This window comes from Rubricoccus marinus, assembly GCF_002257665.1.
Taxonomy (GTDB): Bacteria; Bacteroidota; Rhodothermia; order Rhodothermales; family Rubricoccaceae; genus Rubricoccus; species Rubricoccus marinus.
Window position 1 is genome coordinate 64659 of the sequence record NZ_MQWB01000014.1, and the last position, 25794, is coordinate 90452.

Here is a 25794-nt window from a genome sequence, read left to right on the forward strand (position 1 = left end):
GTGACCCAGCGCTCTCATGCTGCGGGCTTCAAGACCCGGCGACGAAAAGCCGGAGCCAGGCCGCGAAGAAGGGGTCCTCGAGCCGCACCCGGACCCCTCCCTGGTGCTCCTCCTCGCGCGCGACGCCGGCCTTGACGAGCCCAGCGATGGCCGCCTGCATCGTGCTCGGCGAGGAGAGGTCGTAGGCGCGGAGGAGCTCGCCGGCGTACAACCCGGTCCCCCCCTCACGCGCGACGGCGAGGAGCGCCTGCTTCTGAGTCCGGCTGAGCCCGTTCCACGTCTGGGTGTAGAACGGGTCGTCTCGGCTCGCCAAGCGCTCGAGCGTGGCCCGGACGCGCTCGGCCGTCACCGGATCGCCCGTGGCGAGCGCCTCAGCCCACGCCTCATGGGCGAGGCGCTGAACGTTGTACGGGACATCCTCGGCGAGGTCAAGAATCGCCTCGACGGCGTCGTCGGACACGTCGAGCCCGGCGTCGGCGAAGCCGGACATGAGGGCGGGGCGGAAGTCCTCTCGGGCCACGGGGCCGACGAAGAGCCGCGCGCCTAAGCGGTAGAACGGGCGGCTCTCGTCGCCGGTCATCTCGGCCAGCATCCGCGTCTTCGAGCCCGCGAACACGTAGCCGACGTGGTCGTGGGTCTGGACGGCAGCGCGGACCTGGCCCTCGGCGCTCACGCCACCGTCCTCGACGACGCGCTGGAACTCGTCAATCACCACGGCGACGGGGTGCTCGGCGTCCGCCGCGAGCGCGTCGATGCCCGTCAGCGCGTCGGCGATGAGCGTGGCGTCGGGGCTGCGCGCTTCCGCGGCGAGCGAGGCCGAGAAGGTATCGGTGAGGGGGTTGTAGCTCAGCTGGGGGCGGAGCGCACCGAACGCCTCCTGCACCTTCCGCCCCGCTTTCTGGACCGGCCCGGTGAGCCGCTTCGCGCCGTCGGCGACGATCCGCTCGGCGAGCGCGGTGAGCGACGGGTAGCCCTCGGCGTTGTACCGGAGGACGACGACGCCCTCGACCTCCGCCCGTTCAGCAGCGGCGCGGAGGATGGACGTCTTGCCGAAGCGGCGCGGGCCGATAAGGAAGAGCCGCTCGCGCCCACGGAGCGCGCGGACGACGGTGTCGACCTCGTCGGTCCGGTCGACGATCTCGGTGGCGGAGAGCTCGCGGCCGAACTCGAAGGGGTTGTTCATGGGTTACGTCGATCAACGTTACGCCAATCTACGTAATGAGCGGGTTGAGGCTAGCGCCCGCAGCAGATGGGCGAGAGGGAGTGAGCCTCCGAACCCTGCGAGCGCGCTCAGGGAGCAGAAGCCTCCCGCCGTCCATGCCGCTGCCTCGTCTACGCCGCCCGTCTTCCAACGGGACCGCTCCGTCGACGCGGCAGAGCCCGAAGCCCGAGGGCTGGGACTACGACGGGAAGACGCCGCCGGAGGTGCTCCGCGGCCGGTCCGAGTTCCACCGCGCGTTCTCCGACCTCGCGCGTGGCAAGCGGAACTGGCAGGTCGCCGCCTTCTTCGCGTTCGCCGTGCTCGCGCTCGCCGTCGCCGGGCTGGTGACGCTCGCGGCCCAGAGCCGGGTCGTCCCGTACGTCGTCGAGGTTGACCGGCTCGGCCGGGCGTCCGCGATCGCGCCTGCCGAGGCGGTCCCGGCGGTCGCCGACCGCGTCGTGATCGCGGCGCTCTCGGCGTTCGTCTCCAACATCCGGACGGTCTACGCCGACCCCGTCGCGCAGCGCGACGCCGTCTACCGGGCCTACGCCTACGTCGGCGGCGACGCGCGGGCGTTCCTGGAGGGCTACTTCTCCGACCCGCAGAACGACCCGCGGCGCCTAGGCAAGGGCGCCCGGCGGAGCGTCGAGGTCGTCGCCGTGATCCCGGTACCCGGAGCGGCCTCTGGTGCCCGGACGTATCGCGTGACGTGGAACGAGACCGAGTCGTCGCCCCAGCGCGGCGACACCGAGCGGGCGTGGGAGGGCTACCTGTCCGTCGTCGTCGCGCCTCCGACGACGACGGAGGGCATCGAGCGGAACCCGTTGGGCGTGTTCGTGACCGACCTGTCGTGGAGCCCACTTGCGGGCGCGACCGAGGTGGAGGGCGACGAGCCCGAGGCGCCAGAGGCCGAGCCCGACGAGGCGCCTGCGCTCCGGGGCGTCCTCGCGCGCCCGACGCCCGACCCCCGACTGGCGGCCCGCCCAGACACCCTCCGCCCCTAGCCACCTAGGGTCTAGACCCTAGCCAACTCCTTGCTCCATGTTCGCCCGACTCCCCCTTCTCGCCGCCCTCCTCGTCTTCGCCGCCTCGGCGTCAGCGCAGTCGCCAGAGGCCACCCCAGACGTTCAGACCGTCGTAGACCTCAGCGCCACACCGGCCTCTGGCGTCGCGGAGCGCGCCGTCGGCCGTCCGGTCGGCGACGGGTTCGACGGCGGCGCCGTCGTGGTGACCGCGGGCGAGATGGAGGAGGCGCTCGGCGAGCTCGTCCGCGAGTACCAGCGGACGGGCCGCGCGGGCGTGCTCCGCCAGTCGGCCGTATGGGTCTTCCCGTTCGGGCACACCCAGCCGGTGCTCGCCTGCGCGCCGCTGCGAGCGTCCGTGGTCGAGCTCGAGGAGGGCGAGACGGTCCTGGGCGTCGTTGCCGGCGACACCGAGCGGTTCGCCATCGACCTCACCACGACGGGGCCGGGGGGCCGGACGCCGCTCGTGGTCGTGAAGCCGCTGGCGTACGACGTGACGACGAACGTCGTCGTCTCGACCGACCGCCGCGTTTACCACGTCACGCTCGACTCGGCACCCCGCCCCAGCAGGGGAGGGGACTTGAATCCGCAGTCGCGCTACGCCCGCCACGTCCGGTTCTACTACCCCGACGACGCGCTCGCCGCCCTCGCGGCGGCCGAGAGCGGGGCGCCCGTCCGAGCAGCGCCGCCAGTCTCTGGCGACGGCGTCTCGCTCGACGACCTGTCGTTCGGCTACGAGTGGTCGGGCTCGCCCGAGCTCCGCGAGCGCCTTGAGCGCGTGTTCGACGACGGGGTCCACACCTACCTCCAGCTCTCGGCCGACCCGAGCGGGGAGGCCCCCGTGCTCTACGCCATCGGACCGGACGGCTCGCGCGAGATCGTCAACTACGCCTACCGCCCCGGCCGTGCGGGCGCCGGGACCTACGTCGCCGACCGGGTGCTCGACCGGGCTGACCTGGTGGTCGGGGCGACGGTCAAGAAGGGGCCGTTCGGGCTCTTCGGCCGCCGCCAGGTCGAGCGGTTCGTCCGCATCGCCCGCGTCCCGCGCTAGCCGACGCCGTCCACTCAACCGCCCATCCAGATGGCCCACGACCCTTTCGACGCCCCCGACGGCGACGCCCCTCGCCATCCCGCCCTCGACGATTTCGAGCTGGCGGACGCAGCTCCGTCTGATTCCGACGAGCCATTCTCGTTCGACGCCGACGAGCCCGAGGCCCCGCGCGGCGACTTCCTCTCGGGCACCGACGACGGCCGCTACGAGCCCGTCCGCGTCAACCGCCGCCTGGTTCTCGGCGGGCTCCTGATCGCGGGCGCCGCCGTGCTCCTGGGTCTCCTCGTGCTTTCGGGCGACCCGGCCACGCCCGACGCCGACCTCACGGTCGAGCGGCCCGAGGCGGCACCTCCCGAGTTCCTGGAGCGGGGCGACCCGTATGCAACCGACGACGGCGCCAGGCTCGCGGCTGAGCCGGACGTGCTCTACGCCGATCCGTACGCGGATCCCTATGGCGCGGCCTACGTCACTCCGCCCTACACGCCGGACTACGGCTCCACGGCGTCGGTCAGCCCGACGGCCGCGGCTCCGTCGTACACGTCGCCCTCGTACGCCTCGGGTGGCGCGATGGCGATGGGGGAGACGGCGACGCCAGAGGCCGACGCCTTCGAACGCGCGCTGCTCTCGCCCGTCGTGGCCCGCGCGGGCGCGCTCACGCTCGACGCGGCCTCGCCATTCGGTGGGCCGCCGCCCGAGGCCGTGCCTCTCGACCCCGAGCTCCAGCGCGAGGTCGACGAGATCCGCCTGATCGCCGAGCAGTTCGCGCCGCCGACCGCTGCGCCGGAGGCCCGGGAGCGTGCGCCTCTGGCGACGGCGGCTATTCCTCCGACGGCGAGCCCGTCCGGAGGCCTGGTCGCGCCAGAGGCGCCGCGCAGGGCCTCTGGCGGTTCGCCCGGCCCCGAGAGCCGCCGGGCGTTCGCGGCGCGCACGTCAACGCTCGGCGAGGGCCGCTACGGCGTCCGCGTTCAGTCGCCCGAGACGCCGTTCGTGCTGCAGGCCGGGACGGTGATCCCGGCCGCGCTCGTGACCGGGCTCGACTCCGAGCTGCCCGGCGCCGTTACGGGCCAAGTCACGCGCGACGTCTACGACAGCCGCTCGCAGCGCCACGTGCTCGTCCCGAAGGGGAGCCGGCTCATCGGCGAGTACGACGACCAGATCGCCTACGGCCAGAACCGAGCGCTCGTCGCCTGGACGCGGCTCGTCTTCCCCGACGGCCGCTCGGTCGCGCTCCCCGGCCTGGACGCGAAGGACCTCCGGGGCTACTCGGGCCTCCGGGGCCGCGTCGACCGCCACTTTATGCAGACGTTCGGCTCGGCCGTCCTGCTCGCGACCGTCGGCGCGGGCGCCCAGCTCGCGCTGCCCGACGGCGGGCGGGGCGAGGACTACGCGCAGAGCCCGCAGGAGGTGATCGCGGGCCAGATCGCGCTCGAGCTCTCGCGCGTGGCCTCGAAGGTGGTCGAGCGCGGGCTCGACGTGCAGCCGACGCTCCGGATCGCGCCGGGCCACCGGTTCACGGTCTTCCTCGCGCGCGACCTCGCTTTCGCCGGGCCGTACAAGACGCCTCCGGCGGAGCTCCGCTTTGTGCGGCCGTCCGTGCCGCGCCGCTCGCCGTCAGGGCGGTAGCGTGGAGGCGCAGGACACCGTCCCCGGCTCGCGCTCCGGCGGCGCGCTCCTGGTGCTCCTCACCGTCCCGGTGGGCGTCGGGGGCGTCGTCGCGACGCACGCGCTGGCGTGGTACGCCAAGTTCCACCCGGCGCTCGGCGAGCCGGTCTGGAGCGCGGACCCACCGGCGTACGCCCTGCTCCTCGCCGTGGCGGCGGGCGCGCTGGGTGGGATCGGGCACACCGTCCTCGTGGACCGCAACCGGGGCGGGTGGGCGCTCGTGCTCTTGCTCGTCGTGATGGCGCCCGTGTTCGTCGGCCCGCTCTACGAGCCCTCCGACGGCGCGCGCTGGGTGGCCCAGGCGATCCGAACGCAGGGCATCGGGTCGACGCCCGTCCAGGTGGCCGGGTGGTCGTTCGGGTTTGCGTGGGCGCTCGCGCTCGTCGCGATGGCCTTTCTTACCAAGCCCGAGCCTCGCGAAGCGTCGTCGAGCCACGGGTCCGCCGCCTGGGGCGACGGCGCCGCGCTAGCTGGTGCCACGAGCGGCGTGCTCATCGGGAGAGGGCAGCCGAAGCGCCGGAGGAAGCCGGGGCCGGTCCTGCGCTACGACGGACCCGGCCACTTGCTCACGGTCGCCCCGACCCGTGCGGGCAAGGGCGTCGGCGCCGTCGTGCCCAACCTGCTCAACCACGGCGGCGCGGTCGTCGTGACGGACCCGAAGGGAGAGAACTTCGCCATTACAGCCAGGCACCGGCGCCAGAGGCTCGGCCAGCGCGTGGTCGGGCTCGACCCGTTCGGGCTGGCGGGCCGCCTCGGGCTCCCCGAGGCCGAGGTCGAGGCGGCGCGCGGCGCGCTCAACCCGCTCGACTTGATCGACTCCGCCAGCCCGGACGCGGCCGACGACGCGGCCATGATCGCCGACATGCTCGTGGTGCCCCAGAAGGGCGGGGCCGAGGGCTCGTTCTGGGACGAGGAGGCGAAGGCGCTCCTGGCGGGGCTCGTGCTCTACGTCGCGCTCTCGCGCGTTGGAGCCGAGCGGTCGCTTCCGCGCGTCCGCGAGCTCTTGACGCTCGCGCCCGAGCCCTTCGACGACCTGCTCGTCACGATGGGCGGCCACCCCGACGCGACCGTCCAGCGGACCTCGAACCGGCTCCGCCAGAAGGCCGACCGCGAGCGGTCCGGCGTCGTCTCGTCGGCCCAGAGCCACACGCACTTTCTCGACTCGCCCCGGATGGTGACGGTCCTGAGAGAGAGCACGTTCGACCCAGCGGATCTCGCCCGTGGCGGGCTCTCGGTCTACCTCGTGGTGCCGCCCGACCGGCTCGATACGTTCTCGCGCTGGCTCCGCTTGGTCGTCGCGACCTCGCTCGTGGCCGTGACGCGAGCGCGGCCCATGACGGTTGGCGGCGGGGCAAGAGAGAGCCGGGTGCTCTTTCTCCTGGACGAGTTCGCCCAGCTCGGCCCGATGGCGCCCGTTCGCCGGGCCGTCTCGCTCATGGCGGGCTACGGGGTCCAGGTGTGGCCCTTCCTCCAGGACCTCGGCCAGCTCAAGCAGACGTACCCGAAGGACTGGGAGACGTTCATCGCGAACACCGACGTGGTCCAGGCCTTTGGGACGACGGACCAGTTCACGGCCGAGTACCTCTCGAAGATGACCGGGACCCGGACCGTGTTCTCGCACGGGGCCACGACGGGCAAGAGCCGGAGCCGTGGCAAGAGCCGGTCGTCGGGGCGGAGCGAGGGGGCGTCGATGAGCGAGCACGGCCGCCCTCTCGTGATGCCGGACGAGCTCCGGCTGATGGACGACAGTGAGCAACTGCTCCTCGTGCGCGGCCACCGGCCCCTCCAGTGCCACAAGCTCCGCTTCTACGAGGACGGTGAGTTCGAGGGGCTCGCAGCGAGTCCCCCCGGCTCCTTGTAGGCGAGGAGCCGGAGGGCGTTGAAGACGACGATGAGCGTCGACCCCTCGTGGAGCGCGACCGCCGGGCCGATGCCGAGCCCGAAGAGCGTCGCTGGCACGAGGAATGCGACCATGCCGAGGCTCATCCACAGGTTTTGGCGGATGATCCCGCGCGTCTTCCGCGAGAGGCCAACCGCAAACGGCAGCTTCGACAAGTCGTCGGCCATGAGCGCCACGTCGGCCGTCTCCAGCGCCACGTCGGAGCCCGCCGCGCCCATCGCGATGCCGACCGTCGCGTTCGCCATCGCGGGCGCGTCGTTGACGCCGTCACCCACCATCGCCACCTCGCCCTGCTGGCGGAGGGCTTTGATGGCCTCCACCTTGTCGTCGGGCAGGAGGTCGCCGCGCGACTCGTCGATGCCGACGGCCCGGCCGACCGACTCGGCGACGACCTGGGCGTCGCCCGAGATCATGATCGTGGTCTCGATGCCGAGCGCGTGGAGCTGGCGGATCACGCCCTTGGCGGCCTCGCGGGGCGTGTCCATGAGCCCCACGACGCCCAGGAACCGGCCGCCGCGCTGGACGAGCATCGTCGAGCGGCCGTCGGCTTTGAGCACGCGGTCGCGCTCCAAGAGGGCAGGGGGCGCCGCCGTCCCGCCGTCGAGCGTGAACAGGTCCGGCTTGCCGACCGCGACCGCCTCGCCCGCGAGCGTCGCGCGGATGCCGTGGCCGGTCACGCTCTGCAAGTCCTCGGCCTTCGCCGCGCCCGTGGCCCGGTCGGCCAGGTCGCGCACGACGGCGCGAGCCAGCGGGTGCTCACTCAGGCGCTCGACGGCCACCACGGCCTCGATCAGCTCCGCATCGGTCGCGCCAGAGGCCGGGACGACGTCGGTCACGCGCGGCTCGCCCTCGGTGAGCGTGCCCGTCTTGTCGAACGCGATGGCGGTCACGCCGCCGAGCGCCTCCAGCGGGCCGCCGCCCTTGACGAGCACGCCGCTCCGTCCGGCACGCGCCACGCCCGAGAGCACGGCCGACGGTGTCGCGATCGCGAGCGCGCAGGGGGACGCCGCCACCAGGACGGCCATCGCGCGGTAGAAGCTCTCCGAGAACGGCTCCGACCAGACGTCGAGCATTCCCAGGAGCGGCGGCACGACAATCAGACCGACCACGAACGCGAGCACGGACGGCACGAAGATCTTCTCGAACCGGTCGGTGAACCGCTGCGTGGGCGAGCGCTCGGTCTCGGCCTGGGCCACCATCTGGACCACGCGCGCCAGCGTCGTCTCGCCCGCGGGCCGCGTCACGACGACATCGAGCGCGCCGGAGCCGTTGAGCGTGCCCGCGAAGACGCGGTGCTCGGGCGCGGCGCCCTCGGGGTCCGCCAGCGCGGCGTCGAGGTCGGGCGCAGGTTGCTTGTCGACCGGCACGCTCTCGCCCGTGACGGGCGCCTGGTCGACGGCGCTCGTGCCGACGGCCATGATGCCGTCGGCCGCGATCCGCTCGTCGGGGCGCACCACGACCGTGTCGCCGACGCGGAGCTCGCCGACGGGCACCTCCGTCTCGACGCCGTCACGCCGGACGCGGGCGGTCGCCGGCGCCAGCTCGCCCAGCGCCTCGATGGCGCGGCGCGCCTTGCCCATCGCGTAGCCCTCGAGCGCGTGGCCGATGGAGAACAGGAACAGCAGCAACCCACCCTCGAACCACTCGCCGAGCGCGGCGGCGCCTGCCGCGGCGACCAGCATCAGGAAGTCGATCTCGAAGCGGCCCGCCCGGATCGAATCGTAGGCTTCGCGGACGGTGAACCAGCCGCCGAAGAGGTACGCGCCCAGGAATAGCACGAACGGGACGGTCTCCGCGACGCCGGTGAACGTCGCCAGCGCCCAGCCCAGCCCAACACAGACGCCGCTCAGGATGGCGAAGATGAGCTCGGTCCGCTCACCGAAGATGCCGCCGTGGGAGTGCCCTCCGTGCGCGCCTGGGGCGTGGTCGTGCCCGCTGTGGTCGTCGTGGCCCTCGCCGGGCGCGTGGTCGTGACCGGCGTGGTCATCGCCCTCGGCTGCGGCGACCTCCGGCGGATCGTCGCCGCGAACGGTGACGCCGAGACCCGCCAGCGCGCGGCGCAGGTCGGCCTCGCTCGTCGCCTCGCGGTCGAACTCGATGCGGACCGGGCCGGTCGCGTTGGCCTCGGCCTCGACCACGCCGGGCGTCTTCTGGATGAGCTCGGTGACCGTCCGGGCGCGGCGCTGGTGCCCGAGCCCGTCGGCGGGCCAGAGCACGTGTCCGTAGCGCTCCGTGATGCGGGCGCCCGCGGCCTCGGCCGTGCGCCGCAAGCGAGGGAGCGCGACCGCGCTCGGGTCGTAGTGCAGGCAGAGCTGAGCGGGACGACCGCCCTCGGCGGGGACGACGTGGGCGCGTTCGACGCCGGAGGTGGCCGCGAGCGCGTCGGTCAAGCGCGTGACGCAGGCGTCGCGAGCGTCTGGCGCGTCGGGGAGAAGGACCGGGAGGTCGAGGCGGAGAGGGTCAGGCATCAGGAGAAGGGTCGGGAGAGAGGGGCTTGCGGGCGAGGGCGGCCTCGAACAGGCCGCCGAAGAGAGCGGGCTCGCGGTGGACGAGGACGAGCCCGGCGTGGTCCAGGAGCGGTCCGAGCTGGCGGTTGAGGTCGGTGGCGACGACGCGAGCGACGGCCCCCGCGAGGCGGCGGCGGAGCGACGGTCGCTCGCCGTCGGGGAGGAACTTGTCGAAGACGGCGACGCGGCCTCCGGGACGGAGCACGCGGGCGGTTTCTCGGATCGCGGCCTCGGGGTCGGGCACGACGGCGAGGAGGAGGTGCAGCAGGACCACGTCGACCGAGGCGTCGGGGAGATCGAGCGCGTGGGCATCCAGTTCCCGGACCTCGATGCCGGTCCCGAGGCGGGCCGCCTCGGCGCGCGCGGCGCGGACCATGCCCGGCGCCACGTCGCCGGCGATGACATCCGCCTCTGGCGGGAGGTGCGCGAAGTCGAGCCCGGTCCCGCATCCGGGGATCAGCACGCGCTCGCCGGGCTGGACCTGGGCGAGCGCGAGCGACCGGCGGCGTCCGGCGTCGAGGCGGCGGACGACGGGGTCGTAGACCGGCGCGTAAAGCGTGTACCGGAGGCGGTCCCACAAGGTCGAGTGGTCGGGCATGGCTACCGGGAGAGGGCGAGGATCCGCCGCGCGCCGTTCGCCACTACGACGAAGATGAGCGCGCCCGCGACGAGGTCTGGGATCGGAGAGGCCGTCGCCCAGACGACGAGGGCCGAGGCGATCACGAGGCCGTTGACCTTGATGTCGTTGGACGTAAAGATCCATGAGGCCTCGACGTGAGCCTCACCCGGGCTACCGCCCCGGGCGCGGCGCAGGACGAGGAGCGTCGCCACGTTCCCCACGAGCGCGAGCGCGGCCACGACGATCATGGTCGGCACGTCGGGCGGCGCCTCGGCCGTGACGAACCGGCGGACGACCTCGACGAGCCCGAAGACGGCGAGGCCCGCTTGCAAGTACCCGCTCCACCGCGCGAGCCGCTTTTTGCGGAGGACGGTCCCGCCGACCGCGAGCAGGCTCAGCGCGTAGACGAGGGCGTCGGCGAGCATGTCGAGCGAGTCGGCCACCAGGCCCATCGAGCCCGAGACGAGCCCGGCCGTGAGCTCGCCGACGAAGAACGTGGCGTTGATGGCGAGCGCGATCCAGAGCGGCCCGCGCTCCTGGGCCGGCTCCGCGCGGAGGTCGCCCGGGGCGGCCAGGCCGCTCTCGATCTCGCGGGCGCCCAGCCCCAGCCCGTCGAGCGCCACGCTGACCCTCGCCCGGTCGCCCTCGTGGACGACGTCGAGATGGCGGGCCGGGAGGTCGAAGCGGAGCGGCCCGACGCCCTCGACGTCGGCCAGCGCCATGCGGACGAGCCGCTCCTCGGCGGCGCAGTCCATCTTCTCGACGTGGTAGCGGGTCCGAGTCACGAGCGGTCTACGAGGGGATGAGGAGGGGCAGCGCTCGATACGTTTGAGCAGGCGCTCAAACTAACAGAACATTTGAGCCGACGTGCAAACGTTCGGTGTATTGGTTTCGCGGAGGGCAGCGGGATCGTCACGAGGGATCGGGAGCCTGCCCGGTGGAGAGGTAGGCGGCCCCGAGGAGGTGCTCCTCGTAGTGGACGTCCTCGGCGTGGGCCTCGACCGAGCGCCACGGCTGGATGTCCTCGTAGGCCCGGCTCACCCCGAACGGTCGGTTGACGATCTCGCCCGCGCGGATGAGCCACTCGGGCCAGCCGTCGGGGCGGCGGAGCCCGCCGACGGCGACCCGGCCGCCAGGCGTGAGGGCGTCCACGGCGCGCGCGATCACGTCGGCGTGCTCGGGGACCATCTCGATCCCGAACGTCGAGAGGACGCCGTGGACGGGCTCGGGGAACGCGAACGCCCGAACGTCGGCCTCGATGAGCTCCACGTTCTCCCACCCCGCGGCCTCGACGCGCTGACGCGCCTGGGCGAGCATCCCGGGCGAGAGGTCCACACCCACGACTCGGCCGGTGGGACCGACGGCCTCCACGAGGAGGGGGAGGTTGGCACCCGTGCCACAGCAGAGGTCGACGGCCGTGTCGCCGGGCGAAAGCTGGAGCGACTCGACGGCCCGGCGTCGGTAGCGTCCGCCCCCGACGAGCCCGTAGGCGGTGGCGGCCTGGTCGTAGACGGGTGCGAGGCGGTCGTAGAGTCGGCGGACGGCGTCGGGTCCGAGGACAGTGGGTTCGCCAGAGGCCGAGCGCCGGACGCGGCGCCAGAGGAGGGCTCCGCCAGCGGCAGCAGCCAGAACGAGAGGGGTAATGCGCTTCATCGGGGTTTCGGGCTGTGGTTTAGTGCTCGTGCTCGGAGAGTTCGCCTCGGCTGCGGAAGCTCTTGAGCGCGAACACGCCGTCCACGACGACGCGCTCGCCCGGCTCCAGGCCCGCCGTGACCTCGACGCGGTCGCCGGTCGCTTGTCCTAGCGAGATCGCGCGACGGGCGTAGGTGCGGGGCTCACCGTCCACGGGGACGTAGACGAACGCCTGGGCGCCTTCGCGCTCGACGGCCTCCGTCGGGACGGTGATCGCCGTACGCCCGGCCTCAGCGCCCTCGCCCGCCTCGACGTCGAACACGACCGTCACGAACGTCTCGGGCCGGAGTTCGGCCGTCGCGTTGGTCACGCGGAGCCGGACCGTCGCCGTGCGTGTCTCGCCCGCCACCTCGGCCCCGACGAACTGGACCACGCCCCGGTAGCGCCGCCCGCCGGGCGCCTCGACCACGGCCACGTCGCCTTGCCCGATGGCGACCGCGGCGGCCGGGTCGATGCTGGCGTCGGCGTAGACCTGGCCGGGCGCGATGACCTCGTAGAGCGGGGCGCTGGCCTGGACGAAGGCGCCGAGCTCGGCCTGGCGCTCGGACACGACGCCCGAGATGGGCGTCGCGACCGTCACGCGGCCCGTGACGCCGCCCGGCCCCGACGGAATCGAGCCGCCGTGGGCGCGGACCTCGCCCGCGAGCGCGGCGGCCTGCGCCTGGGTCGCGCTCGCGTCGGCGACGGCCTGCTCCAGGAGCGTGCCCGAGATGAGGTCCTCGGCGGCGAGCTGGCGCGAGCGGTCGAGCTGCTGGCGGGCCTGCGTCACGCGCGCCTGGGCCTGGAGGTACTCGCCCTGCAAGCGGGCCACCTCGGGGCTCTCGATGGCGGCGACGGCGGCGCCCCGGCGGACGGCCTGGCCTTCGGCCGCGAGGAGCTGCACGACGCGGCCGTCCACGAGCGCGCCGACCTGGGCACGGCCGGTCTCGGTCGGCACGATGCGCGCGGGCACGCGGAGCTCGGCCGCCAGCGGCGACGCCTGGACCACGGCGGTCTCGATCTCGACGGCCGCGGCCTGCGCTTCGGTGAGCGTGATCTCGTCGCCGTGGTCGTCGGCCTCGCCAGAGGCTTCGTCGTCGGAGTGGGCGCCTGGCGCCTCACCGGCGTGGTCGTCGATGGCCTCGGTGTCGGAGCCGCACCCCGCGAGGGGGACGGCGAGAAGGAGAGCGAGCAGAAAGAGTCGGTTCATCGGAGTCGGGGTCAGAGGTCTGGGTCGCCAGAGGCCTCGGGAGGATCTAGAAAGAGGGGTCGAGGAGCGCGTCGATCTCGGTCCGCAGACGGGCGGCGTCGAGGCGGACGTCGAGCGCGTCGGCGCGCGTCTGGAGCAGCGCCGTCTGCGCTTGCAGCACTTCGAGGTAGGTGGCCGCGCCCTCGCGGCGGAGCCGGATGGAGATGGCGTAGGCGCGCTCGGCCTGGGGCACCAGGCGCTCGTCGTAGAGCCGGACCTGCTCGGCGTCAGCGCGGAGCCTGGCGACGCGGGTGCGGAGGTCGACCGCCAGCCCGACGAGGAGCCGGTCGCGCTCGAAGCGGGCGACCTCGACGGCCGCGGCGGCGGCCCGGTCGGGCGCGTCGTTCGCACGCCGCGCCAGAGGCACGGACACGCCGACACGTCCCCCGAGAAAGCCGACGGCGCCGCCCTCGGTCTGGAGCGCCGCCTCGGCCCCGAACGACGGCAGCCGCTCGGTGCGGACGGCCCGCGCCTCCGCTTGGGCGACGCCGATGGCCGACTCGGCCGCGGCGATCCGGGGGTTGGCCCGGGCCAGAAGCGAGTCGAGCGCACCGGTCGCAGCCAGCCGGTCGAGGTCGGGGAGGCCGGCGTCGAGCGGCCCGTCGGGAAGCGTGTCTGCGAGCTCGACCGGGTCGCGGGCGGCGAGAAGCGTCCGGAGAACGGACCGCGCGGACTGCGCCTGCCCGGCGGCCTGAGCGCGGGCGCGCTCGGCCTGGGCGAGCGCCACCTCGGCCTGGAGCGGCTCCAGCGCGCCGGTGGCCTCCAGCTCGAACCGGCGGTTCGAGGCGTGGGCGAACCCCTGGGCGACGGCGACCGACGAGTCCGCGAGCGCCAGCCGGGCGTCCGCGAAGACGACCTCGACGTAGGCGAGGGCCGCTCGCAGCCGGACGCCCCTACGGAGCGCGTCGCGTTCGACCTCGGACTGCTGGAGCAGCGCGTCGGCCGCGCCGCGCTGGGCCTGGTAGTAGGCCGGGAGCCGGAACGACTGCGCCGCGCCCACACTCGTCTCCGTTCCCCCGAATCCGCCGTCGAGAGTCGGGACGCGGTCGACGCCCAGGAAGAACTCCGTCGCCGGCAGGATGCCCGCGCTCTCGCGCCGGGCGGCCTCGCGCGCGATGGCGGCCGTGCCGATCTGGAGCTCAGGCGCGACGGCCTCGGCCTGGTCGAGCGCCTCGGCGAGCGTCAGACCGCCCGTAGGAAGCCGGGGAATGTCCTGCGCCTGCGCCGTTCCTGCGCCGAGGAGGAGCACGATGGCGAGCGCGGGTCCAAGCCCTGGGCGGCGCCGGGGCGCCGGATCCCCCAGTGCGTCGCCGTCGCCGTGTGGGTCGGCGCGGCGAACGGCCGGAGCCGTCGGCGCCCAGTCCGACGCGACCTCGGCGTCGAGCTGGCGGTCGAGGTCAGCGCCCTCGCCCTGCGGGAGCGGGTCGGGCGCCTGGCCCGAGCCGATCCAGGCGTAGACGGTCGGGAGCACGAAGAGCGTCAGGACCGTGCTCGTGAGCAGGCCGCCGATCACGACGGCCGCCAGAGGCCGCTGGACCTCGGACCCGGCGCCGCTGCCGAGCAGCATCGGCATGAACCCGATGCCCGCCAGCGTAGCCGTCGTCACGACGGCGCGGAGCCGCTCGTCGGCCCCTGCGAGGACGGCCTCGCGGAGCGGAAGCCCGTGCCCCTCGAACTTGCGGATGGCGCCGACCATGACCAGCCCGTTGAGGACCGCGATGCCGAAGAGGGCGATGAAGCCCACGCCCGCCGAGATCGAGAACGGGAGCCCGAGCGCGTAGAGCATCGCGACCCCGCCGACGATCGACATCGGCACGCACAGGTAGATGATCGCCGCGAGGCGCATCGACCCGAACGTCTGGAACAGGAGCACGAAGATCAAGACGAGCGCCAGCGGCACCACGAGCGCGAGTCGGGCGGTGGCCGCCTCCAGGTTCTCGAACTGCCCGCCGTAGTCGACCCGGTAGCCGGGCGGGAGCGCGACCTCGGATCGGATGCGGGTCTGGACGTCCTCGACGAACGACGCCAGGTCGCGGCCCGTCACGTTGGACTGGACCGAGACGAAGCGGCTGCCCTCCTCGCGCGAGACGGACACCGGCCCGGAGTCGACCGTGACCGACGCCAGCGCCGAGAGCGGCACGCGCGCGCCGGTCGGCGTGACGACGGGCAGCGCCTCGACGGCGGCCGGGCTCGACCGCGTGCCCTCAGCGAACCGGACGACGAGGTCGAAGCGGCGCTCGCCTTCGTAGACCTCGCCCGCGACCGACCCGCCGACGGCCGTCTGGACGATCTGGTTGAGGGCGTCGACGGTGAGCCCGTAGCGCGCGAGCGCCGCGCGGTCGGGGCGGATGACGAGCTGGGGCGAGCCGGTCGTCTGGTCCATCGACACCGACGAGGCGCCGGGCGTCTCCTGGACGATCCGCTGCACCTGTTCGGCGAGCGGCGTGAGCTCGTCGTAGCTCTCGCCGAAGAGCTTGACCACGACGTCGCCCCGCGCCCCCGCGATGAGCTCGTTCGTGCGCATCTCGATGGGCTGGTAGAACTGGACGCCCGCCGGCACGTCCTCGACGGCCTCCTGCATGGCGGCCACCAGCTCGGGCTTCGTCCGCCGGTCGCCGTCGACCTCGGGCCACTCGTCCTTGGGTTTGAGGATGACGTAAGAGTCCGTGATCTCGACGCCCATCGGGTCGGTCGAGATCTCGGCGCGGCCCGTGTTGCCGACGACGGTCTCGACCTCGTCGAAGGCCATCAGCCGCTGCTCGACGTCGCCCGCGATCTCGACGGACTCGGTCAGCGACACGCTCGGGAGCCGGATGATCTGGACGGCGATGTCGCCCTCGTCCAGGCGCGGCACGAACTCGGCGCCCAGCCCGCCGAAGCTGGCGACCGCCACGGCGAAGAGCACGGCGGCGCCCCCGACCACGACGGCGCGCATCCCGATCGCACGGTCCAAGAGCGGCCGGTAGATCTTGTGGAGCCACTCGATGATGGGCGAGTGCTTGACGGGCTTCGACGGGTCGAACACCAGCGAGCACATGACGGGCACGTAGGTGATCGAGAGGATCACGGCGCCCAGGAGCGCGAAGCTCACCGTCATCGCCATCGGCGCGAACAGCTTGCCCTCGATGCCGCGCAGGAAGAGGATGGGGAGGTAGACGACCAGGATGATGACCTCGCCGAACTGGGCCACCTTCCGCACTTCCAGCGTCCCCTCGTAGACGAGGTCGCGGAAGGCCTCCTTCGACAGCCTGCCGCCGCCGTCTTTCTGCATCACCCCGATCCGCCTCAGGATGTTCTCGACGATGATGAGCGAGCCGTCGACGACGAGCCCGAAGTCGATGGCGCCGAGGCTCATGAGGTTCGCGCTCTGGCCCGTGAGCCACATCCCGATAAAGGCGACCATCATCGCGAGCGGGATCACGCTCGCGAGCACCAGCCCGGCGCGGAGGTTGACGAGCAGGATGAGGAGCACCACGATGACGAGCAGCGCGCCCTCGGCGAGGTGCTTGCCGACCGTCGCGATGGTCCGGTCCACGAGCGCCGTGCGGTCGTAGTACGGCACGATCTCGACGCCCTCCGGCAGCGCCCGCTGGATCTCCTCGATCCGGTCCTTGACGGCCGACACCACGACGCGGGCGTTGGCCCCTTTGAGCTGCAACGCGAACCCGGTCACGACCTCGCCCTCGCCGTCCTGCGTCGCCGCGCCGAAGCGGACGGCGGGGCCGAGCGTGATCTCGGCCACGTCGCCGAGCGTGACCGGCGTGCCGCCGCGCGTGGCGACGACCGACTGGCGCAGGTCGTCCATCGACTGCACGAGGCCGTCGGTGCGCACCGCCAGTTGCTCGGGGCCGGTCTCGATCGTGGCCGCGCCCGCGTTCCCGGACGCCTCGGCCGTCGCGTCGAACACCTCGCGGAGCGTGAGCCCGTAGCCCGCGAGCCGGTCGGGGTCGACGAGCACCTGGTACTGCTTGAGGTACCCGCCGATGGAGTTGACCTCGGCGAGGCCCGGCACGCCCAGGAGCTGGCGTCGGACGATCCAGTCCTGGATCGTGCGGAGCTCCATCGGCGAGTACCGGCCCGTCGTGTCGCGGAGCGTGTAGCGGAACACCTCGCCGAGGCCTGTCGAGACCGGCCCGAGCTCGGGGGTCTCGGCGCCGGGCGGGAGCTCGTCTTCGATGCCCCTCAGCTGCTCCAAGATGAGCTGGCGGGCGAAGTAGGTGTCGACGCCGTCCTCGAAGACGACGGTGATGACCGAGATGCCCTGACGCGAGAGCGAGCGGAGCTCGACCAAGTCGGGCAGCGACTTGAGCGCCAGCTCGACGGGGACCGACACGAACCGCTCGACTTCGAGCGGGCTCAGGGCCGGGGCCTGCGTCAGGACCTGGACCTGGTTGTTGGTGACGTCGGGGACGGCGTCGACCGGGAGTTGGGTGGCGGCGTAGAGGCCGGCGGCGACGAGGCCGACGGTGGCGAACAAGACGAGCACTCGCTGGCGGAGCGAGAACGCGACGATGCGATCAAACATGGGGGGACCGAGAACCGGGGAGGACGGGGTCCCGCCAGCCGCACGGCGACGCACGGGCGTGCGTCCGCCAGTGGCGGGCGGGGTGGGTTCGGGCCACGTCTCCAACAGACGTGGCGGTCCACACGGGTCGGCGCTCTACGCGACCGAGGCCGAAGACCTCAGTTCGCGGACAGACCTATCCCTTCGTGCGGACGGTCCTAGGCGAGGGGGACGTGGTCCAGCCCCAGCGGCTCGACCTCAGGCGGGGCGTCCGCGACGTACGCGAACTCGGTGGGCTCGGACGCCGGTCGGACGCCGGCGGCCGGGACGATCCCGGTCGGCGTGAACACGACGTGGCACAAGCAGTCGGCAAAGGTGCCCTCCTCGTGCTCGTGCTCGCCCTCGTCGTGGCTGTCGCCGGGGGCGGGCACGTCGTGGCCGCCCTGCGCGAGGCGGGCGTCGGTGTGCGTCTCACCGGTCTCGGCCGCGAGCGCCTCGTCGGCGCACGCGACGAGGTCCGTCGTCTGGACGACGACGAGGACCGCGAGAAGCGCGGCGAGCGAGGGCAGGAGGCGGCGGAGCGTGGTCATGCGTCGAGAGCCAACGGAGTATCGGCAGCCGACGTTTCGTTCTCAACCGCTCCTTCGGCGACGTGCTCGGCGGCCACGCTCAGGAGCGCGGCCACGTGGTCGTCGTCGAGCCTGTGGTAGACCATCTTCCCATCGCGCTCGCTCGCGACGAGCCGGAGCGCGCGGAGGCCGCGGAGCTGGTGGCTCACGGCCGACTCGGTCACGCCGAGCGTGGCCGCGAGGTCGCACGTGCAGAGCGGGCCGGTCTGGAGGGCTGCGAGGAGCCGGAGCCGGGTCGGGTCGCCGAGCGCGGCAAAGAGCGCGCGGGCGCCGTCGAGCACGTCGGCGCGCTCAGACAGATGGTCGGCCGCAGCCTCCACCGCGTCGGGGTGGACACGGCGGACGGTGCAGGCGTCGGAATCGGTTGACGTTTGAGTCACAGCTCAAACATACGGACGGCTCGGAGGACGACTCGGAGCCAACACACGATTCGCGCTGGGTTCACTCTCGTCCCACCGATTTGGCCGCCGTCTTGGCCGCAGCCTGGGCGACGGACACCCCCACAGATCCGACGCGGGCCTGGAGCGCCCGGCCCACGGCGCCGTCCGACCGGAGGGCCTGGAGCCGCACGCCGGGTGCCCGCGTCCCCTTCTCCCGCAGCGTCCGGTCCAACCGTTCGAGCCGCGCCCGGATCGCTTCGGGGCCAAACCCGTGAGCGTTGGACGCCGGATCAGACGAGCGGAGGCCCGAGAGCTCGGAGGCCACCGTGCGGTGCGTTTCCCCGGCTCGCTTCACGTCTGCCTCCGCCGTCCGCACGACCTCGCGGGCCTCCACGAATGCGCGTCCATGGCGCGCCGCCAGCGGAGCGGCCGTGCGGGCAGGCTCCGTCGTCGTCCCCCTGACCAGGCTGTACTTCGACCGCGCCGGAGTCGCCCTGAGCACCCCGTACCGCTCGGGATCGACGGCCATCCGCTCGGTCGCCCGGCCGACTCCGACCGCCTCGGCGTCTTTCAGGTACGCCTGCGCAGCCGCGCCGGGCTCCGCGTACGTCTCCGCCATCGCGGCCCCGAACGCGCGCCTCCCGTCCGATGCTCGCACCTGGGCCTCGGCGAGTCCCTTCTGCGCGCGCGTGACGGCCGCTGCGGCCGTGCCCTCGATCCGGGCGACCGCCTGGAGCACCTTCTCGCGCTCGGCCACCAGACGAGCCGTCTGCGCGTGGTCGAGGACGGCCCGTTCCATCCGGTCGACGCGGCCTCCTCGGCGCACGTCCCGGGCTCGCGCGCGGGCCTCGTAGCTCCGGCCAGCGTGTGACGAAGGCGTCTCCCGAGCACGTGGGCTCTCGCCAGAAGCCTTCCGTCCACCTCGACCGGCGGCGCGGAGCGCCGCCCTGCTCCCCGTTCGCAGGATGGTCCTGGCGAAGACCTCGTCGGCGTCGCGCTCTCCGTCCGTGGCCACGGCGCGCCCCACGGACCGACCCACGCGGCGGGCACGGAGGACCGAGCGACGCGCGGCGCCAGAGGCCCGTCGGCGTGAGGCGTGACCCTTGGCGGGCGTCTCAAGCGAGCGCCTCTGTCCCTTTGGAGCTCCTGCTCCCCGTCCCCGCTGATGAGCCGTGAGGCTCCCCAGGCGTTTCTCCAGATGGGGGCGGCTGACCGTCCGGCTCACCGACGACAGCTTGGCCTCCCGTTTTCCGTCGGTCACGACGGCCCCTCGGCCCCGTCGCTCGATGCGGAGCCCCTTCGCCTGGAGCCGGGCGTCGAGGTCGGCCCAGGTCGGCGCGTCTTTGAGATCGACGAGTACTCGGTCGCGGACCTCGCGCGCAAAGCCCCGGTCGGTCTCGTGGGCGACGCCAGCGGCGCGGGCGTTCCGGCCGGTCCACCGGACGCCGAGCTCCCGCTCTTGGCTTTCGACCGACGCCCGGAGCCGCCGCCGGTCCTGCGACGTCGACCACGCGCGGCCGTCCGGCCCGACGCGGTTGACCATCACGTGGACGTGCGCGTGGTCCCGGTCGACGTGCCGAACGACGAGGGCCTGATGGTCCTGGAGCCCAACGTCGCGCAGCGTGCGGTCGACGGCCTCCCGGACCTCCGCCTCGGTCGGATTGTCGGACGGGTCGAAGGCGATCGTGACGTGGTAGACCGGCTTCTGGCACCGCGCCGAGAGCCCGGCCTGCTCGCGCATCTCGGCGACCGTCCCGGGCACGTCGTCCGCGAACACGTTCCGGGTCTCGACCCATCCCACGCGCTCCTCGCCGCCGCCGAGGTAGTCGGCGAGGCCGGCGAAGCTGGACCCCGTGCTGGCGCTCGCGACCATTTCAGCCGAGCCCTGTGAGCACGCGGCGGAGCTGTGCGAGCGCCTCCTCAAGCGGGCCGCTGGCGGCGGTCGCCCCCGACGTGTTCGCGACCCGCGCGAGTTGGTTGAGGTTGACCCCGATCCGGCGGAGGAGCACTCGGGTCTCGCGGTCGGCCCGCGCCGTGACGGGCTGGCCGAGAGACCGTCGGCGGACGTACTCGGAGACGGTGAGTCCGGCCTCGCGAGCGGAGCCCTGGAGGGCGGCCTTCTCGGCCGCGCTCACACGCACCTCGACCTTGGCGCTGCGTCGGGTTCCTCGCGGTCGGCCACCCTTCTTCCGCGGTGCCGGGCTGGCGCTCTGGGCGCTGCCCGAGGTGGAGTCGGTCGTCATCTCGGCCGCCTCGTCGTGCCCCTTGAGCCTGCCGCTGGCGGCAGTGCGAATGCGGCCCGGGTGGGCCGTCGCAGGCGGCGCGCCTGCTGGGCCGTCAGGGGTTTTCGTCCGGACGAAAACATAACTTGCCACCGCTGTTCATCTGCCTTGTGGCGAGCCGGAGGCGCGCCGAGGAACGGGGCCGGGTCGAGCGCTCGCCCGGAGGCGTCGCGGACCTCGAAGTGGAGGTGGGGGCCGGTTGAGGTGCCGTCGCGGCCGGGCACGCCGCCGCTGGCTCCGACAGGCTGCCCACTTCGGACTTGGGTGCCGCGGCGGAACCTCTGGTCTGCCTCGGCGAGGTGGGCGTAGAGCGTCCGGAAAGGCGCGCGCCCAGGGGCCGGTCGGTGCTCGATCTCGACGACGAGCCCGTATCCGGATCGGCGACCGACGGAGCGGACGACGCCAGAGACTACGGCCCGAACGGTGCTGCCGAGTGGGACCGCGAGGTCGGCGCCGTCGTGGTGGCGGGAGCGTCCCGAGACGGGATGCCGCCGCCACCCGAACGGGGAGCTCACCGGGCCGCTGGCGGGTCGGACGACCAGCGGCACTCGCTGGATCGCAGGACGCCGGTGAGCCCTTCGGGGTCGAGCCTCAAGGGGAGCCGGTTGGGCGTCTTCGGTGGGGGAGTCCGCTGCCGCGAGTCCGAGCTGGCGGAGCACGGACGCGGGTCGGCGTGGAGACTCCGCGTCCGCGATAGATGAGGGGGCCGCGAAAGGCGTCGCCAGAGCCGCCCCGAGGACGAGCACGCCTGAGGCCAGACGGAGCCGTCGCGGAGAGGGGCGGGTAGGGGTGGGCACGGGCAGCGTCATGACACGTCGCCTTGCCCAGCGCGCTCCGCATCTGCGGCGGCTCACGTGTTGGGACAAAAGCCTCGACGGCCACCCTTGCTCCACGGGTTCAACCTCACCGAAGGGTACCCGTTTACAGGGCGTCTGCTTGTGCCCGTTCCAAGGTCGCTCACATCCGGCTGTACACCATCGTCGAGGGTGATCTTCGGTTCCTGCCCGTGCGATCCAGCCGAGAGGTACCGGTTTACGGGGCGAGAGGTACCACTCTACAGGGCCTCCATACGGGCGGCACCGTGCCTACGGCCTACGCACCCCAACGCTGAGCGTGTACGCCTTGAAGACGCCGCCCCGTGCACCTGGCCCCCGTCGTCGGGTGGACGGTCGACCAGCTCCCGGTTCTCCGGCACCAGTAGGTGGTCGCCCTCTGGTCCCCAAAGGTACCCGTTTACGGGGGACCATCCTCGGGCGGGATGGGCAGCAGTGCTCCCCGTAAACGTCCACCTATCGACTTGCCAGGCTCTCAGGGCGAGACGGCGGTCAGAGAGTACCGTTGGGTGCGTGGAGCGCCAGGAGCCGACGGCGAGCAACAGACCCCTCCGTGGCGGAGCCCGAGGCGGCCATCGCTGGGCAGTGGCCTGCGACTGTTGATCCGCTCTGAGGTGGACGTTTGCGGGGAGAAGGTGACCCGCGGTGAGCCTCCCACGCTTGCGACTGCGCTCTCGGTCTAGGGGCCTTTGGCTTTCAACAGACTCATCCTTCTCCGACGCGCGCGCCCCGTCGTCGTTTAATAACCTTTAGAACATGTTTAATACGTTTAGGGGTGCCCATCCTGTTGCGGCGCAACGAGATCCGGGACCAAAGGTGGACGGATACGGGGCGACAGGTGGACGCCTGCGGGGAGATAGGTGGACGGATACGGGGCGACAGGTGGACGCCTACGGGGAGATAGGTGGACGGATACGGGGAGCGCTCTCGATGGCTCTCCAGCGAGCGCTGATCGTGGTAAAAGCGGCCACCGGAGAGATTAGGAGCCGTTTTCTGCGAACCGTCGCCGGATCGTCCGGCGAGCCGCTGGAGATAGGTGGACGTTTGCGGGGCGTTAGGTGGACGTTTACGGGGGAGGGGTTCCAGTCGACATGAGCTGGACTCCGCAAATCGCCGCTCAGGATGCTACAGGGGCCGGTCCGGGTACCGAGGCCTCGGCGCGTTGCCTGGACGTGGGGGCGTCCGTACCCTGCAAGCGTCCACCCACCCGACCGACGGGGGGCAACCGCCTCCAGAACCTCCTCGCTGGCCACGTGAACGGCGCCGAAATCAAAAAACACGTCGGGGCCGTCCACGTCCGCGGAGCGCTCTCGCTCCTCGAACGGAAGGTCTCGAACGTCCTGCTCCTCAACGCCTACGACGAGCTCGACGACCCGTCGGTGGCTGAGCACTCGATCAACTTGCCCATCCTGGCCGACGTCGTCGGGTTCGACTCGAAGGACTCGAAGCTGCTCAAGAACGCGCTCCGCTCGCTCGTCGACTACAAGATCGAGTGGGACGTGCTCGGCGAGGGCGACGACGAGGGCGAGTGGGGCGTGAGCTCGTTCCTGGCCTCGGCCCGCGTCGAGCGCCGGACGGGCGTGTGCACGTACTCGTACCCGGCCCCGCTCCGGCGCCGGCTCGCCAACCCCCAGATCTACGCCCGGATCAACCTCTCGGTCCAGACCCGCTTCGCGAGCTCCTACGCGCTGGCGCTCTACGAGAACTGCGTCCGGTTCCGGAAGGTCGGCTCGACCGGTTTTCTCGCGCTCGACACGTGGCGCGGGCTCCTGGGCGTCGAAGACGGCGAGTACGAGGAGTACAAGTACCTCAACAAGCGCGTGTTCAAGCCCGCCGTCGCCGGCGTCAACGAGCACTCCGACATCCGGGTCGAGATGGTGACCCGGAAGGAGGGCCGCCGGGTGGTCGCCGTCAAGTTCCTGGTGGCCGAGGCGCCGGGCGGTCTCGGCGGCGGCACGTCCGAGATGGCCGAGGCGCTCGGGACCGCCGTGCTCCCCGACCCCCGCGAGCTGGCGCCGGAGCCGGCGGAGCTGCTGGCGCCGGTCCAGATGAAGCTCGTCGAGTTCGGGCTCAGCGAGGCCCAGGCCCTCGACCTCTCGACCGAGTTCGACGCCGACCGGGTCGGGCGCAACCTCGGCTACGTCGAGGCCAAGCTGGCGGCCGGCGACGACATCAAGAACCTCGCCGCCTACACGGTCGCCGCCGTCCGGAGCGACTACGAGCGGGGGGACCGGTCGGCCCGAAAGAAGCGGGGGGAGGCCAAGGCGAAAGGCGCCAAGGCGGCCGAGCAGCAGGCGCTCTTCCCGTCGCCCGCCGTTGTCGCGGTCCGTTCGCTCGGGGACGAGGACGACGCCGAGAACCGCCAACTCGACGCGGCCGTCGCGGCGCTCTCGGACGCCGACCGCGCGGTGCTCGACGCCGAGGCCGTCGCCCTGCTCCGGGCGTCCGGGAGCGGGTGGTGGCGCGAGATCGAGGGCGCCGTCGAGGTGGGTGAGACGGACGGGCTCGGGATCGCCGTGCGGTCCGTGCTCCAGGTGGCCCGCCGCGACGTGATGCGGGAGCGGGAGGCGTGAGCCCCTCGGCTCCACGCGCGGCGAGCCGAGAGGCGTTCCCGGATCTCGGTTGCGGCGTGGGCACCCTTCGGCGGCGGGGAGGTCGCGTGGCCTCTACAGGGATGAGTTGACTAAATGGGCCGAGTTGACCGTCTTGGCAACTCGGCCCATTTAGTCAACCGCTCCCAGCGCTCACGTCCTCGGTCCCGACGGGCCGCGACCGCCCGGTGGGGCACCATCTGGTGGGGACACGCGGCGTTCCGGGGGGCGAGGAGCTGTCGCTCCCATTTGGGTTACTAACCCCAGCGGGAGCGTCCGAGGGGTCTGGGCCGTCGTTGCGGGGCGGCACCGGCGAGTCGTCGGCAGGCGGCGAGGGACGGGCCTCCCACGATGAGGCCGTCGTCTGCCCGTGGAGCAACCACGATGGCTCTTGGGTCGCGTCACGGATTCAGGGGGCGGTGCCCGACGTAGAATGAGGCCCCAGACACACGACGCATCATGGGGCTGTTCGACCACTTCCGAATCACGTCTGGCCCCTTCGAGGGGGACGGGTACCAGACCAAGGACCTCGGCTCGACGATGAGCACGTACCGGGTCGGCGACGGGGCCGTGCTCGAGGAGGAGACCGTGCACCGGGAGAAGAGGCCACTCACCGACGAGCGCCGCGAGGAGCTTCAGGCGTACGTCGAAGAGAAAGGGGAGGGGCTCGGCGCCTTCCACGAGCGATATGCGATCGAGAACGGCTACGAGAGTGTGGAGACCCACCGGACGTGGGACCGCGTGACGTACACGGGGACGGCCCACGTCTACGAGTATGACTCGGAGACCGAAGAGTCGCTCGACCTGGTCTTGGAGTTCAAGGCGGGCGTCCTCGTGTCCCTGCGCAAGGGCGAGGAGAACAAGGAGGAGGGCTGGTGGAACACGCTGCCGGTCGGCCCCTCGTACCCTCCGGCATACGAGGGGCCGGTCACCGTCGTCGTTGGGCCGACGGTCGCGGAGCTCGAGGAGGCCTTCCCCTCCGCCCGCCTATTCTAGCCGTGATCGCGACAGACGCCGAGCACCGACGGGCGCTCCAGCGCCTCGCTGAGAACGCCGAGACCCTCCACCGCCAGCGGGCGGCGCTCGCCGAGGCGGGCCTGAGCGGGCAGGAGCTCGACCGGGCGATGGCCCCGCTGCTCTCGTTCCGAGCGGGTCTGGTCGAGGACGTCAGGGCGTACGAGCGGTCGTCTGGTTGACCGTTCCGCACCGTGCGTTACGCACGGTGCGTAGTGGGGTTGGCCGTCTTGCTTGCCACCGTAGTGAGGGTAGCGGGCAGAAACGTGTGACCACCTGCAAGAGGGGAAGCCGCTTGCCGAGAGTCGGGCCGCATCGAGTCAGGGGGCTTCTGCGCGCCCTGTCAGACGGCGGACTGAGTGGCAGACGCACGCCCGGGGGTTCATCGGGCACCTCGTGTACGGCGGCGTCATAGAGGCGGCCGTGCGGGTCCAGGACCGGGCAGGGTGAGGGGGGCGTCAGGCCGCAGAGTCAGGGCCTGCGGCCGGGCTCTGAACGCCCCGCGCCTCGCTCGTTCCGGTTGCGGCGTTCCCGGTAGCGGCCAGGATGAGGCGGACCGCCTCCTCCGGGCGGTCCCACTGGGGGAAGTGCCCGCACCGGTCGAGCCACTCGAGCCGCGCGCCGGGGAACCGCGCCGTCGCCCGCTCGGCCTGCGAGGGGAAGCACACCCGGTCCTGAC

General features: G+C 72.5%; 20 protein-coding genes. 7 read left to right on the top strand and 13 right to left on the bottom strand.

Features of this window, described 5'->3' with window-relative positions; translation table 11 throughout:
- Window positions 1-28 precede the first annotated feature (28 nt).
- Window positions 29-1183 (bottom strand): AAA family ATPase, encoded by a 1155-nt coding sequence (locus BSZ36_RS18345; RefSeq protein WP_094552029.1) that lies wholly within the window; start codon window positions 1181-1183, stop codon window positions 29-31.
- Window positions 1184-1317: 134 nt separating this feature from the next.
- Between BSZ36_RS18345 and BSZ36_RS18350 the strand changes: the two genes are divergently transcribed.
- The 4 genes from BSZ36_RS18350 to BSZ36_RS18365 are packed head-to-tail and all read left to right on the top strand — an operon-like array spanning window position 1318 to window position 6797.
- Window positions 1318-2205 (top strand): VirB8 family type IV secretion system protein, encoded by an 888-nt coding sequence (locus BSZ36_RS18350; protein WP_179271292.1) that lies wholly within the window; start codon window positions 1318-1320, stop codon window positions 2203-2205.
- Window positions 2206-2242: 37 nt separating this feature from the next.
- A complete protein-coding gene (locus BSZ36_RS18355; RefSeq protein ID WP_094552034.1) occupies window positions 2243-3274 on the top strand; it encodes a TrbG/VirB9 family P-type conjugative transfer protein in 1032 nt (343 codons plus the stop codon).
- Between the two features lie 30 nt (window positions 3275-3304).
- Window positions 3305-4897 (top strand): TraB/TrbI/VirB10 family type IV secretion system protein, encoded by a 1593-nt coding sequence (locus BSZ36_RS18360; protein ID WP_094552037.1) that lies wholly within the window; start codon window positions 3305-3307, stop codon window positions 4895-4897.
- A 1-nt stretch (window position 4898) separates the two neighbouring features.
- Window positions 4899-6797: a type IV secretory system conjugative DNA transfer family protein gene (locus tag BSZ36_RS18365; RefSeq protein ID WP_094552040.1), complete on the top strand. Its 1899-nt coding sequence runs from the start codon at window positions 4899-4901 to the stop codon at window positions 6795-6797.
- Here the strand turns inward: BSZ36_RS18365 and BSZ36_RS18370 are convergent.
- From BSZ36_RS18370 to BSZ36_RS20200, 11 genes are all read right to left on the bottom strand, one after another.
- Window positions 6743-9304, bottom strand: coding sequence for a heavy metal translocating P-type ATPase (locus BSZ36_RS18370; RefSeq protein WP_094552043.1), 2562 nt, complete (start codon window positions 9302-9304; stop codon window positions 6743-6745). The two genes, BSZ36_RS18365 and BSZ36_RS18370, sit on opposite strands and share 55 nt — an antisense overlap.
- The gene (locus BSZ36_RS18375) at window positions 9297-9941 is read right to left on the bottom strand and encodes a methyltransferase domain-containing protein (RefSeq protein ID WP_094552046.1); all 645 of its coding nucleotides are present in this window, start codon (window positions 9939-9941) and stop codon (window positions 9297-9299) included. Before BSZ36_RS18375 ends, BSZ36_RS18370 begins: the two co-directional genes overlap by 8 nt.
- Window positions 9942-9943: 2 nt before the next feature.
- On the bottom strand, window positions 9944-10747 hold the full coding sequence (locus BSZ36_RS18380; RefSeq protein ID WP_094552050.1) for a cation efflux transmembrane domain-containing protein: 804 nt from the start codon (window positions 10745-10747) through the stop codon (window positions 9944-9946).
- A gap of 127 nt (window positions 10748-10874) precedes the next feature.
- Window positions 10875-11615 (bottom strand): class I SAM-dependent methyltransferase, encoded by a 741-nt coding sequence (locus BSZ36_RS18385; protein WP_094552053.1) that lies wholly within the window; start codon window positions 11613-11615, stop codon window positions 10875-10877.
- 19 nt (window positions 11616-11634) lie between these two features.
- A complete protein-coding gene (locus tag BSZ36_RS18390) occupies window positions 11635-12843 on the bottom strand; it encodes an efflux RND transporter periplasmic adaptor subunit (protein ID WP_094552056.1) in 1209 nt (402 codons plus the stop codon).
- 46 nt (window positions 12844-12889) lie between these two features.
- Window positions 12890-17407: a CusA/CzcA family heavy metal efflux RND transporter gene (locus BSZ36_RS18395; protein WP_094552059.1), complete on the bottom strand. Its 4518-nt coding sequence runs from the start codon at window positions 17405-17407 to the stop codon at window positions 12890-12892.
- A 197-nt stretch (window positions 17408-17604) separates the two neighbouring features.
- Window positions 17605-17976 (bottom strand): hypothetical protein, encoded by a 372-nt coding sequence (locus BSZ36_RS18400; protein ID WP_094552062.1) that lies wholly within the window; start codon window positions 17974-17976, stop codon window positions 17605-17607.
- Window positions 17973-18395: an ArsR/SmtB family transcription factor gene (locus BSZ36_RS18405; protein WP_094552066.1), complete on the bottom strand. Its 423-nt coding sequence runs from the start codon at window positions 18393-18395 to the stop codon at window positions 17973-17975. The genes BSZ36_RS18400 and BSZ36_RS18405 overlap by 4 nt, the downstream gene beginning before the upstream one ends.
- 61 nt (window positions 18396-18456) lie before the next feature.
- Window positions 18457-20268, bottom strand: a complete 1812-nt coding sequence (locus BSZ36_RS18410; RefSeq protein WP_094552069.1) for a relaxase/mobilization nuclease domain-containing protein — start codon at window positions 20266-20268, stop codon at window positions 18457-18459.
- Between the two features lies 1 nt (window position 20269).
- Window positions 20270-20638 carry a plasmid mobilization protein gene (locus tag BSZ36_RS18415; protein ID WP_094552072.1) on the bottom strand — a complete coding sequence of 123 codons (369 nt, stop codon included), beginning with the start codon at window positions 20636-20638 and terminating at the stop codon, window positions 20270-20272.
- On the bottom strand, window positions 20635-21486 hold the full coding sequence (locus BSZ36_RS20200) for a M23 family metallopeptidase (protein ID WP_094552075.1): 852 nt from the start codon (window positions 21484-21486) through the stop codon (window positions 20635-20637). The genes BSZ36_RS18415 and BSZ36_RS20200 overlap by 4 nt, the downstream gene beginning before the upstream one ends.
- A 1277-nt stretch (window positions 21487-22763) precedes the next feature.
- On the opposite strand from BSZ36_RS20200, the gene BSZ36_RS18425 reads away from it, so the two are divergent.
- The 3 genes from BSZ36_RS18425 to BSZ36_RS18435 all read left to right on the top strand — a co-directional run bounded on the left by BSZ36_RS18425 (window position 22764) and on the right by BSZ36_RS18435 (window position 25297).
- Window positions 22764-24083, top strand: coding sequence for a replication initiation protein (locus BSZ36_RS18425; RefSeq protein ID WP_179271294.1), 1320 nt, complete (start codon window positions 22764-22766; stop codon window positions 24081-24083).
- Window positions 24084-24560: 477 nt separating this feature from the next.
- Window positions 24561-25097 carry a hypothetical protein gene (locus BSZ36_RS18430; RefSeq protein ID WP_094552082.1) on the top strand — a complete coding sequence of 179 codons (537 nt, stop codon included), beginning with the start codon at window positions 24561-24563 and terminating at the stop codon, window positions 25095-25097.
- Window positions 25098-25099: 2 nt separating this feature from the next.
- Window positions 25100-25297, top strand: a complete 198-nt coding sequence (locus BSZ36_RS18435; RefSeq protein WP_094552086.1) for a hypothetical protein — start codon at window positions 25100-25102, stop codon at window positions 25295-25297.
- Between the two features lie 276 nt (window positions 25298-25573).
- Here the strand turns inward: BSZ36_RS18435 and BSZ36_RS19775 are convergent.
- Window positions 25574-25794 (bottom strand): alpha/beta fold hydrolase (locus BSZ36_RS19775; protein WP_218827766.1); only part of this gene is annotated, 221 nt, incomplete at its 5' end.

What these genes read in the sequence shown, in the direction of transcription:
- BSZ36_RS18355 (WP_094552034.1), top strand. Translation starts at nt 2,243, where the DNA reads ATGTTCGCCCGACTCCCCCTTCTCGCCGCCCTCCTCGTCTTCGCCGCC.
- BSZ36_RS18395 (WP_094552059.1), bottom strand. Translation starts at nt 17,407, where the DNA reads ATGTTTGATCGCATCGTCGCGTTCTCGCTCCGCCAGCGAGTGCTCGTC.
- BSZ36_RS18360 (WP_094552037.1), top strand. Translation starts at nt 3,305, where the DNA reads ATGGCCCACGACCCTTTCGACGCCCCCGACGGCGACGCCCCTCGCCAT.
- BSZ36_RS18410 (WP_094552069.1), bottom strand. Translation starts at nt 20,268, where the DNA reads ATGGTCGCGAGCGCCAGCACGGGGTCCAGCTTCGCCGGCCTCGCCGAC.
- BSZ36_RS18345 (WP_094552029.1), bottom strand. Translation starts at nt 1,183, where the DNA reads ATGAACAACCCCTTCGAGTTCGGCCGCGAGCTCTCCGCCACCGAGATC.
- BSZ36_RS18415 (WP_094552072.1), bottom strand. Translation starts at nt 20,638, where the DNA reads ATGACGACCGACTCCACCTCGGGCAGCGCCCAGAGCGCCAGCCCGGCA.
- BSZ36_RS18370 (WP_094552043.1), bottom strand. Translation starts at nt 9,304, where the DNA reads ATGCCTGACCCTCTCCGCCTCGACCTCCCGGTCCTTCTCCCCGACGCG.
- BSZ36_RS18375 (WP_094552046.1), bottom strand. Translation starts at nt 9,941, where the DNA reads ATGCCCGACCACTCGACCTTGTGGGACCGCCTCCGGTACACGCTTTAC.
- BSZ36_RS18390 (WP_094552056.1), bottom strand. Translation starts at nt 12,843, where the DNA reads ATGAACCGACTCTTTCTGCTCGCTCTCCTTCTCGCCGTCCCCCTCGCG.
- BSZ36_RS18385 (WP_094552053.1), bottom strand. Translation starts at nt 11,615, where the DNA reads ATGAAGCGCATTACCCCTCTCGTTCTGGCTGCTGCCGCTGGCGGAGCC.
- BSZ36_RS18430 (WP_094552082.1), top strand. Translation starts at nt 24,561, where the DNA reads ATGGGGCTGTTCGACCACTTCCGAATCACGTCTGGCCCCTTCGAGGGG.
- BSZ36_RS18400 (WP_094552062.1), bottom strand. Translation starts at nt 17,976, where the DNA reads ATGACCACGCTCCGCCGCCTCCTGCCCTCGCTCGCCGCGCTTCTCGCG.
- BSZ36_RS20200 (WP_094552075.1), bottom strand. Translation starts at nt 21,486, where the DNA reads ATGACGCTGCCCGTGCCCACCCCTACCCGCCCCTCTCCGCGACGGCTC.
- BSZ36_RS18350 (WP_179271292.1), top strand. Translation starts at nt 1,318, where the DNA reads ATGCCGCTGCCTCGTCTACGCCGCCCGTCTTCCAACGGGACCGCTCCG.